The sequence below is a fragment of the Coprococcus intestinihominis genome, assembly GCF_040096555.1.
GTDB lineage: Bacteria > Bacillota > Clostridia > Lachnospirales > Lachnospiraceae > Coprococcus_A > Coprococcus_A intestinihominis.
In genome coordinates this window covers 1-9,935 of sequence record NZ_JBBMEK010000109.1, presented here as the reverse complement: position 1 = coordinate 9,935, position 9,935 = coordinate 1, and the positions used below count along the sequence as shown (strand labels likewise).

General features: G+C 44.3%; 10 protein-coding genes. 2 read left to right on the top strand and 8 right to left on the bottom strand.

The features are described from left to right. Positions 1-2,186: hypothetical protein (locus tag WMO25_RS09690; protein ID WP_349085144.1), on the top strand; the 2,186-nt coding region annotated here is incomplete at its 5' end. Between the two features lie 132 nt (positions 2,187-2,318). Here WMO25_RS09690 and WMO25_RS09685 read toward each other — a convergent pair. The 4 genes from WMO25_RS09685 to WMO25_RS09670 all read right to left on the bottom strand — a co-directional run bounded on the left by WMO25_RS09685 (position 2,319) and on the right by WMO25_RS09670 (position 6,863). Further along, on the bottom strand, positions 2,319-4,070 hold the full coding sequence (locus WMO25_RS09685) for a S8 family peptidase (RefSeq protein WP_349085143.1): 1,752 nt from the start codon (positions 4,068-4,070) through the stop codon (positions 2,319-2,321). Positions 4,071-4,187: 117 nt separating this feature from the next. Then, positions 4,188-4,655, bottom strand: a complete 468-nt coding sequence (locus WMO25_RS09680) for a YbaK/EbsC family protein (RefSeq protein WP_349085142.1) — start codon at positions 4,653-4,655, stop codon at positions 4,188-4,190. A 34-nt stretch (positions 4,656-4,689) separates the two neighbouring features. Further along, positions 4,690-6,051, bottom strand: a complete 1,362-nt coding sequence (locus tag WMO25_RS09675; protein WP_349085141.1) for an MATE family efflux transporter — start codon at positions 6,049-6,051, stop codon at positions 4,690-4,692. Continuing rightward, entirely contained in the window at positions 6,048-6,863 is an 816-nt protein-coding gene (locus tag WMO25_RS09670) for an alpha/beta hydrolase family protein (protein WP_015514563.1), read from the bottom strand. Before WMO25_RS09670 ends, WMO25_RS09675 begins: the two co-directional genes overlap by 4 nt. Positions 6,864-7,313: 450 nt before the next feature. Here WMO25_RS09670 and WMO25_RS09665 point away from each other — a divergent pair, with 450 nt between their 5' ends. Next, the gene (locus WMO25_RS09665; protein WP_349085140.1) at positions 7,314-7,550 is read left to right on the top strand and encodes a hypothetical protein; all 237 of its coding nucleotides are present in this window, start codon (positions 7,314-7,316) and stop codon (positions 7,548-7,550) included. A gap of 198 nt (positions 7,551-7,748) precedes the next feature. On the opposite strand, the gene WMO25_RS09660 is transcribed toward WMO25_RS09665, so the two are convergent. The 4 genes from WMO25_RS09660 to WMO25_RS09645 all read right to left on the bottom strand — a co-directional run. Then, the gene (locus WMO25_RS09660; protein WP_349085139.1) at positions 7,749-8,282 is read right to left on the bottom strand and encodes a hypothetical protein; all 534 of its coding nucleotides are present in this window, start codon (positions 8,280-8,282) and stop codon (positions 7,749-7,751) included. Positions 8,283-8,331: 49 nt separating this feature from the next. Then, positions 8,332-8,586: an HPr family phosphocarrier protein gene (locus tag WMO25_RS09655; protein WP_015514567.1), complete on the bottom strand. Its 255-nt coding sequence runs from the start codon at positions 8,584-8,586 to the stop codon at positions 8,332-8,334. 134 nt (positions 8,587-8,720) lie between these two features. Next, on the bottom strand, positions 8,721-9,098 hold the full coding sequence (locus tag WMO25_RS09650; protein WP_117527458.1) for an ArsR/SmtB family transcription factor: 378 nt from the start codon (positions 9,096-9,098) through the stop codon (positions 8,721-8,723). A 33-nt stretch (positions 9,099-9,131) separates the two neighbouring features. After that, positions 9,132-9,935, bottom strand: an 804-nt coding sequence (locus WMO25_RS09645; RefSeq protein ID WP_349085138.1) for a DbpA RNA binding domain-containing protein, incomplete at its 5' end; no start/stop codon positions are given.

Below are 9,935 nucleotides of genomic sequence, written 5' to 3'. Positions count from 1 at the left end.
TGCAGAATGGTTTCCCATGTATTTACGAAGTAGATCCTGCCAACAATGATAAACTGACCTGCATCTACAATTGTGTAGATACTAACGGTTTCCGCCAGCTTGTCAAGGACAATGTCTTTACCTCCACTCGTGCCATCGGTACATATGAAGATGCTATGATTGCCGGTGCCCTTGATACTAACGGTGTTTTCCTGGTTGCTTCCAAGAACCCATCTCAGGGTCAGAGTTCTTTCAGTGTGATCGCAGATATGAACGACCTGTTCAACTACCCTGCTTATCATCGCAGTGATGTCAACGGTGGCGGCGGCATCTATCAGGTACTGGAATACAACGGCGATTTATATGTCGTTATCTGCACGGGTACACCGAACAACAAAAACGAAGCTACCGGTACACTTCAGACATTTGCTATTGTCAAAGGTACCTGCAGCGGTGATGTCACAGATAAGAACGCCTGGACATGGTCTGTTCTGGCCGGTGATGAAGCAGATGGTGCCCGATATCCATTTGGTCTTGATACCGAACGTGTCAGCGCCGGTGCCTGTACACTCCAGGTTTACAATGATTATCTGTATATCGGCGATTACAACGATGTATCCAGTGCTCTCCAGGGATTCGTTCTAAAAAACGAATTTACCACACAGGCAACAAACCTTGAGCAGTCTGTCAACCTTTATCGTATGGACAAGAATGAAAATATTGAAAAGGTTGTTGGTGATCCGACAGAAGCCTTCCCAACAAGCCTGTCCGGTCTTGGTTCAGGATACACATCCAATTCCCTGCTGAAGAAAATGGGTACCCATATGAATCAGTATACATGGCAGACAACCGTTTATAACGGCAAGATGTATGTCGGTACCATGGATACCACAACCCTTCTTGAGCCACTGGCCAAATACACCAACGGCGATATCCTTGAAATGACCAGGGACGAATGGATCAGCCAGATTAATTACATCAAAGTCATGCTGAAACTCTTATTTAAGACACCTGTTACTTCTTCAATGTCGGCTGAATCTGTTGTTCCTGTAGAAACTTCCGCTGAAACAGAATCAGCAGAAACTGCTGCTGAAACAATTGCAGCCGAAGAATCCGAGACAGAAGCTGCTGTCGAGACCACTATTGATGATAACCTCAGCAGTGACACCGCTGCCGTACAGACACAGACTGAAGAAGGTATTGCTGTCCAGGCAATTGAAACAGATACTGCCATTGAGGATAACGCTGCTGATTCTGATGCAGATATCGAAGTTGCTGTTGAAAGCCTTGATGACGCACAGCCTGTTGCTGTCAGTCCTACTGAAGAACCACTGACAGAATCCTCTGCCAGAGTCCTTGTGGAAGCAGCAATTCAGGAAGTGCAGAATGATGCCGCACAGTCCTCAGCTGACAATGATCAGAATACCGATGCGATTACTTTAACAGATGAACAGATAAATAGCCTGGTCAGCGGCCTGCTTGACGGCAGTATCGCTCCACAGAGTATGGATGAACAGTTATACAATCAGCTTGTCACAGTCAATGACAAACTGATGAGCATTGCTTCTTTAGTTGATAGTAATGATATCGAGGCATTCGTCACTGTTTATACAGCCATGTCCGATATCATCGATCAGATCAACGATCGCATTCCTGAAAATGTCAAGGCATTGTATGCTACAGTGATCAAATATGCGACAAAGGAAAATCTTAAGGGACTCGCAAGTTCACTGAAATACATGCGTACATCCGAAGCCGGTTTCGATCTGTTTGAGATCACTGATAACGGAAGCGCCGGTGTTTCCATCAAAAAAGTAACCACTAATGGTTTCGGTGACCGCTATAACCATGGCCTTCGTATCTTTGAGAAGACAAATGATTACTGGGTTATCGGCACAGCCAATCCATTCAATGGTACACAGCTGTGGCGTACAACCAATCTTGAGCAGAATACAGACATTCCGGACAGCACAGAAACTGAAACACCAAAAACAGATGTCAAACCAGGATTGATGCCAAAACCAAGTACAACAAAACCGACAACAACTGTGAAAAAGCCAACCACTTCCGCTAAAAAGACAACTGCAAAGAAAGCAGCTGTTAAGACAGGTGATGAAAGCAACTCAACACAGTTTATCGTATTAATGGGTATTTCTGCAGCAACAATCTTTATTCTCGGCTATCGCCTGCGTAAAAAGGAAAATTAATCAAGCGGCAGTCGCCAAGGTCTCGTGCAAGCACGGACTATGGCTCGTTGCTCGCGTAAATCAAAAGGAGGTTGGAACTCAATGCGAATTCCAGCCTTCTTTTCATCTATACTGCTTTAATTTTAGTAACTTTTAATCAGGAAAACTATTTTCCAGACACAGTGCACCGAATCCCACCCGAATATCCGGATAAATACTAACGCCTCGCAGCGGTCTTGCCCCAGCCAGCAGATAAGCCTTTAATTTGTCTCCATACAAATACGGATCATTTTTTCTCACAATGCCATATTCCATCAGCAGTGCTGCCGCCCCTGTCACAAAAGGCACAGCAAAGGATGTCCCTGAAACCACAGTATAACCGCCGCCCGCCAATGTTGTTGTAATATCCACCCCCGGCGCTGACAGCTCTGGTTTCACACTGGCAAAAGCGCCCATATACCCTCTCCCGGAAAAATCCGCGTAATCATCCAGCCATGTATTATAAGCACCTACCGTAATGGCCTTCTTGGCTGTTCCCGGTACAGTGATTGTCAGATCCGGATCCGGACGCAGAAATCCCGTATTTTGATTCAAAACCCCCGCCGTTGGAAGCCACATCTGAATATCCCCTCTGATAATCCTCCCCGGAAGAAGCCGGATCGTCCAGATACCGCCCGCCAAATACTGTCTCTGTGGAATAAAGTCGATATAAATTTCCTGATTGATCGAATAGGGTGCAGGCTCACCGTAGTACAATAAAATCTCTGTATTTTCCAGACGAAAACGCTGCGGGCCGAGAATCTTTTTGATTTGTCCGCTGCTTTCTCCTGAAGGACTGATAATTTCAATATCTGCCTCATCGCCATAATACTTCCATATCTGAACATTCAGGGACCGTTCATATTCACTGACACTGATATCTGCATCCAGAGTCTTTTCTGATATCATGACCGCCCTAAAATGTCCTGCTGAAACTGCATTATTTCCGGCAGCAATGATGATATTATTCTTCCATATCTGCGACACTGTATCAATATAGGATTCCAGAAGCGAACTGCCATCATGCGCCCCATAGCTGTTGCCGAAACTGACATTCACAGCCACCGGCTTTCCCGCATGAATTGCCTCCCGAATGACAAAATCCAGCCCCAACATTAATTCCGTTGTCCTCGGAAATCCCCCTTCATTTGTCATTCCCATTTTCACCACAAGCAGTTCGCTTCCAGGTGCCGCTCCTCTGTTGACACCGCCGGAACTGCTGCCGTTTCCTGCCATAATACCCGCCACCGCAGTTCCATGGCCACTCCTGTCTTCACTTGGCACTATCCGCTTTCTTTCTTCCGCTGTTTCTGCCGCCAACGCATTATTGATATCCTCTTTTGTATACAATGCACCCCTGTCATATCCTTCCGGCGGCATTCCCTGAGCTGTCTGATCCCACAGTGCATGAATCCGCGTTGTTCCATCGGGATTTCTGAAATCTCTGTGGGTATAATCAATCCCTGAATCAATGACCGCCGTCAGAACACCTTTCCCTGTCAGCTGCATCGGTGGCGCCTGCACTGGGTTAATGCAGGAGGCAATCCTTCCCTGAACAACAGTAAAGACCAGCTGTTTGGACTTTTCAATGTAAGTAATCACTTCCTCATCTGAAAAATCATCCAGCTGGTCTTCTGCAATCGTCACAATGGCATACTGCCCCAATAAAGGTACAATCCGAATGCCGGGGTATCGATCGGCAAGTGACAGAATATCCCCGGTATATTTCACAATAATCTCCCAGGTATCTGTCTGCGGGTCAAATCCTACCCCAAGATTCTCCGACTTCTCCTTCTCTGAATTTGTAGAACCTGCTGCCAGATTCAGCAAATTCTCAATCTTCTGGTCAGCCATAATAACTCCCATTCATATCATTTCTCTAATATATTCCTTTGACTAAATTACAAGAACCGATAACACGCATGCGAAAATCTCTTTTTACTTAGGTACAGATTTAAAACAGATAAAATACTTTTCGCCCCGTTATTGTTCCTTGCAAACATCTACCCAGCCTTTTGCCCCGGCAATCTGCTCCAGTTCTGGAATCGTCAATTTCACTGCACTGTGGTCATTTCCAGCTGCCGGGTAGACGGTCCCAAACTGCTTTAGACTTTCATCCAGATAGACTTCAACCCCTTCATTGATACCAAAAGGACATACACCGCCCGGTGCGTGTCCAATCTTTTCCTCTACTTCACCAAAAGGAATCATCTTCGCTTTCACATGGAAAGTATCTTTGTATTTCCTATTGTCCACTTTCGCCGTTCCTTCTGTCAGAATCAGCACCGGCTGTTCTCCCTGAAGAAAAGACATGGTCTTGGCGATCATACCTTCTTCCACACCTAGAGCTGCTGCAGCTTCTGCCACAGTTGCTGTAGATGCCTCCAATTCAATGACATGATCCAGAAATCCTTTTTCTTGTAAATATTTTTCCGCTTTTACTAATGACATTATCTTATGCTCCTTTATCCTTCTGTCCGTATAATTAATCGGCAATCTTTGCCTGCTGCCTTTCATGCTCTCTTGTTACCTGTCTCAGACACATCAGGCACACCGGCGTAATATATAATGTTGCTGAAACCCATGCTGTCTGATCTGCAAAACAAATGGCTGTAAATCCGTATGTTCCCACAAAAGCAAAGCTGACAAAGGTTCGTGCAATCATTTCCGTTACGCCCGAGAAAATCGCTCTTCCTGAGAAGCCCATTCCCTGGGCACTCATTCTGAAGACACTGAGCGGTCCGAGACTCCAGTAGAAGAAACCGAGACAACGCAAATATTTGGCTGAGGCATCCAACACCGCCGTCTGGTCCGCACTGATAAAGAGCATAGACAACGACCTGCCCGCAAAAATCAGCACCAGACCAATCAATAAACCATAAATAAACCCAACGCCTACGCCCTGCCATAAACCTTTTCGGATACGCTTAATCTTACCTGCACCCAGATTCTGACTGCAAAAGACAGAAACGCCGTTGGCCAAGGCATCAAATGGACACATGGCAAACTGTTTAATACGCATGCCGGCTGTAAATCCCGATACATAGATACTTCCAAGTCCATTATTTGCCGACTGCATCACCATACTGCCGATGGCCGTGATGGAAAACTGTAGTCCCATCGGCAGGCCCATCACCAGCATTTCTTTCACATAAACCGGCTGTAAATGACAATCTTTTCTCTTCGGATGAAGTATCTGCACTTTCTTTATAATAAAAATCAGACAGCAAAGTCCGCTGATAGCCTGGGCTGTAATGGTTGCAAATGCCGCACCTGCACATCCCCATTTAAATACGATGATACAGATCAGATCCAATACCACATTCAAACAAGCTGAAAAGGCCAGAAACAAAAACGGCGTTCTGCTGTCCCCAACCGCACGCAGAATGCTTGACAGGAAGTTGTACAAAAGTGTAAATGGCAGTCCAAGGAAAATAATCAATATGTAAATACGAGCGTTGCCGTAAATATCCTCCGTTACGGACAGCATCTTGAGAATCCATGGACAAAGAAGTACACAGCCTGTTGTCAGGATGAATGCAATCACCGCTGTCAGCAAAGCACCATGAAAAATGTCTTTTCTCATACGCCCAAATTGATTGGCACCGAAATCTCTGGCCACCGGCACACCAAAGCCACTGCAAAGTCCGGTACAGAAACCCAACACCAGAAACTGAACACTGCTGGTAGCACCAACACCTGCCAAAGCCTGCGTGCCCAGAAAACGACCGACAATGGCCGCATCAATCATATTGTATGTCTGCTGTAATAAATTGCCCACCAGAAGGGGCAGAGCAAACCGGAGAATCAATCCAAGGACATTGCCCTCTGTCATATCCTTTGTCATTCTGCCTGCTCTCCTTCATTTATCTTTTCTTCTATTTCAGCATTTTCGGACAGTTTCCTGATACGAGTTTCCAACCATTCTCTGCTGTCATCTGCCAATGAATAATGACTGCCGCTAAAGAAAACCCCTGTTTTATCCGCATCCTCATCAGACGCTCCCATAATCCACAATTCTTCCGGCTCACATTTCAAAGCATCATAACGATGTGTCACATCTTTGATACGTTTGCTGTGGAAAAAGAGTTTTCTCGCCGCTGCTTTCATTTCCCCAAAAGTCAGTAATGCAATTTTATCCTCTTCCACATGCAATTTCTCATGATTAGCCCTGATAAAACGGAGAGCACGGGCCATGTCATCTGCTTCGCTCTCTTTTCGGAGATTCAGAATAAAAGCCTGGCATCCCAGTTCAAAAATGGTTTTTGCCATTTTCATGCCTTCATCCATCATCCGCTGACGCCCATTCTCCCAGTCCGGGCAAATAAGAATGGCCGGCCGATTCTCTTCATCCGATATAAATGGAATCAACACAACATACTCTGCTGCTTCAGCTTCATTTTCCGGTAGTCCCCGCCAGATTGGAATCGTGATTTTGTCTCCGGCTTCACGTCTCTCCAGAATAAAATTGGCGGCATCCACCAACTCCTGTCCCGGGAACTTCGTCATCTTCATCATATTTTTCAATTTCATTTTGGAGAATGGCCATTTTATCTGACTGCATAATGCAAGGTCAAAAAAAATGGGCAATTTCTTATTGACCCGCTCATTCTCAGAAATTTCTGTTACTGTGCTATCTAATGTAAATCTCTCGTTCATAACTCTTCCCGCTCTTATTGTGTAAACTTCATGTTAAATGTATACCTGCACAACCTTTATCTCAACCGCAGATTAGCATCCTGCCAAAACAAAAAGATAATGTGCTGTTTTTTATTGTAGCATTATCTTTTTTGCAAATCAATATTTCTGATGTATAACATTATCCTTTTCTGGATATACTGTTATTGTTCTAATCGATAACGATTAGAATCCCCCCTCCAGATACAAAAGATATCTTTTGACTCACCTATGAGTACTTATCCTCCCCTTTTTTTCCTCCGGGTGCTCACTTACAGCCCCGGAGGTTTCCCTTTTCACATGATTGCTCTTTTTATTCGGGTTCAAAATCTGTCCGATCGCAGTTCTTTCTTGACGTATAAAAGGCGGCTGTTATACAATACATATTGAAGTCAATCACTCACTTAAAATAGTTCCAGAAAGGATATGCATATGAAAATAAAAAGAATCTTTGCCATCATTGCCGTTGTACTGCTTATGGCCCTCTATGGCTCAACCATTGTCTTTGCCATGTCAGACAGTCCGAATGCGGTATACATGTTCAAAGCATCCATCTTCTGCACCGTGATCATACCGATTATTCTCTATAGTTACATACTAGTTTACAGGGTTTTTGGAAAAAAGGAATCTGATCATACTGATGATGCAAAGGATATCCCCAAAAAATAACATTTGTTAATAAATTTTATATTTCTTTTATCGCAAAGACATAATTTGAACACAATTTATGCGTATAATAACATCATAGCAATCAAGCAGATGGTTGCTATGCAGTTTGATTTTTTCATAACATTCGCCGGATGGTTCCCCAATAGCCATCCGGCCTCCCTCTTTTATAAGCCTTTTTCAGGCTTATTTTTTTGCCGTTTATGGATGGAAGTGCATACCAGCGCAAGTTCTATTTCCCGGGTTTCTTCTTCGGTATATGATTGCTCCATTTTCTATCTTCATCAAAACCTTTGACTCACTCTGTTCCAATTCACTGTAAACATCGACTTTCTCATCATATACTGTCAGATTCGCCTGATCTCCCACTTTCATCGTCAAATTACCGGACATAATCTTATATTCCCCGGATGGCTGATAAGCCGCCCCCATCTCATGCACATTATCCCCGGTCGCCTGACTATAAAGGCAGGCCAGCACCGATTTATTCTTGTAACCGCACATAATGGTATCCAGTCCGATATATCTGGAAATCTCATCGCAGTCACCAATTGCAAGATACTTCCCATCCTTAACTGCCAATGCGCCATTTCTTGCCCTGCCGTCACTTCCGAAAATACGTCCGTTGATCACGATATCCGCAAATACTTCTTCATTCTCTGTATAAGATTCACTCATCTGATTTCCATCCTTTCTGCCCATGCGGGCTTTTACAAATTCTTCCTGATAAAACACAAAAAGGACAGTCTTGTGACTGTCCTTCCAGTTTCATCATTATCCGTATTTACAAATGTTCAATAAACTGAACCATGCCCTCCAATGCTTCCTGCTCGTCCATACCATCGCAGACAACCGTAATCTCTGTGTCCTGTCTGATACATAGACTCAGGATACCAAGAAGGCTCTTCGCACTGATCTCCTTATCACCGTGTGCCAGTGAAACTCTGCATCGATACTTTAATGCTTCTTCCGCCAGTTCTCCGGCCGGCCGAAGGTGCAGACCATGTGGTGTATGTATTGTCACCTGTGCGCTAATCATAAAGATCAAACCCCCGTTACTTTCCCTATGTCATGCCTCTATTGTATGTATAGTATAGCATCTTTTACTAAAAAAAGCACGTTCTTTTTTTAAATTTGATGAAATTTTATATAATTTCCATTATTTTACAACAATTAATCTTCCATAATATGTTCAAAGGCTACCTGGAACATTTTCTGAATATGTTCATCCGCCAATGAGTAATATCGTACCTTGCCGTCACGGCGTGTCTTCACCAGACGCACCTGCTTGAGCATGCGCAGCTGATGCGATACCGCGGACTGATTCATCTCAAGGAGCACAGACAGATCGCTGACGCACATCTCAGACTGAGCCAGGGCGCAGATAATCTTTGCTCTCGTCAGATCTCCAAAAGCTTTAAATAACTCCGCCACGTCGATCAGATCGTCCTGATCCGGCATATGGGATGCAACATACGCAACAACATCGGGATGTACCTGTGTCTGATTGCTCTCACTTGTATTCTGTTCATATTCACCATTTGCTCTCATAAAATCACCACTTTCACATGAAGCAATTGTCATTTACTTTCTGTTGGCAGGTTCAATATTAATATTGCGGCCTTTGATACGAGCATGGGACATCGCGTTCAGTACGTCTCTTGCATATTCCTTCGGAACTTCTACAAATGTATACTTGTCATACATATCGATGGTACCGATCAGGCTGCCGGCAATACCAGTTTCACCGGCAATCGCACCAAGAATATCCCCCGGTCTTGCCTTCTGATTCTTACCTATATTGATAAAGAGACGTACCATACCGTCTTCAGCACCTGTATCACCAAAATCATCCACTTCTACGCTCTTATCTTCATCACCAAGTGCCATTCGTAGAAATGCTGCTGCCAGATCAAGTGTTGTATAATCTTCTTTCTCAAGCTTCTCCTCAATCATGCGGATATATGGCTTGAGATTGTCCTCGTCGATCATTCCTGCCACCTTCTCAAAGATCTTGTCCGCTTTGACATTGGCAACATCATTCAAGGAAGGAACCTGTTTTGCAATAATCTTCGTACGACAATAACGCTGGATATCTTTCAGCTTATAAAACTCACGGCCGGTGATAAATGTGAAGGCTTTGCCATTCTTGCCGGCACGGCCTGTTCTTCCGATTCGATGCACATAATATTCATCATCCTGCGGCAGATCATAGTTGAAAACAGCATCCACATCATCAACATCAATACCTCTGGCTGCCACATCTGTTGCAACAAGAATCTCTGTACGGCCGTTGCGGAAACCATTCATAACACGGTCGCGCTGCTGCTGTTTCATATCACCGTGAAGTCCTTCTGCAAAATAACCTCTGCCCTTTAAACCTTCCAC

Coding starts and splice junctions, on each gene's coding strand:
- WMO25_RS09675 (WP_349085141.1), bottom strand. CDS start 6,051: ATGACAAAGGATATGACAGAGGGCAATGTCCTTGGATTGATTCTCCGG.
- WMO25_RS09670 (WP_015514563.1), bottom strand. CDS start 6,863: ATGAACGAGAGATTTACATTAGATAGCACAGTAACAGAAATTTCTGAG.
- WMO25_RS09680 (WP_349085142.1), bottom strand. CDS start 4,655: ATGTCATTAGTAAAAGCGGAAAAATATTTACAAGAAAAAGGATTTCTG.
- WMO25_RS09655 (WP_015514567.1), bottom strand. CDS start 8,586: ATGATTAGCGCACAGGTGACAATACATACACCACATGGTCTGCACCTT.
- WMO25_RS09685 (WP_349085143.1), bottom strand. CDS start 4,070: ATGGGAGTTATTATGGCTGACCAGAAGATTGAGAATTTGCTGAATCTG.
- WMO25_RS09650 (WP_117527458.1), bottom strand. CDS start 9,098: ATGAGAGCAAATGGTGAATATGAACAGAATACAAGTGAGAGCAATCAG.
- WMO25_RS09665 (WP_349085140.1), top strand. CDS start 7,314: ATGAAAATAAAAAGAATCTTTGCCATCATTGCCGTTGTACTGCTTATG.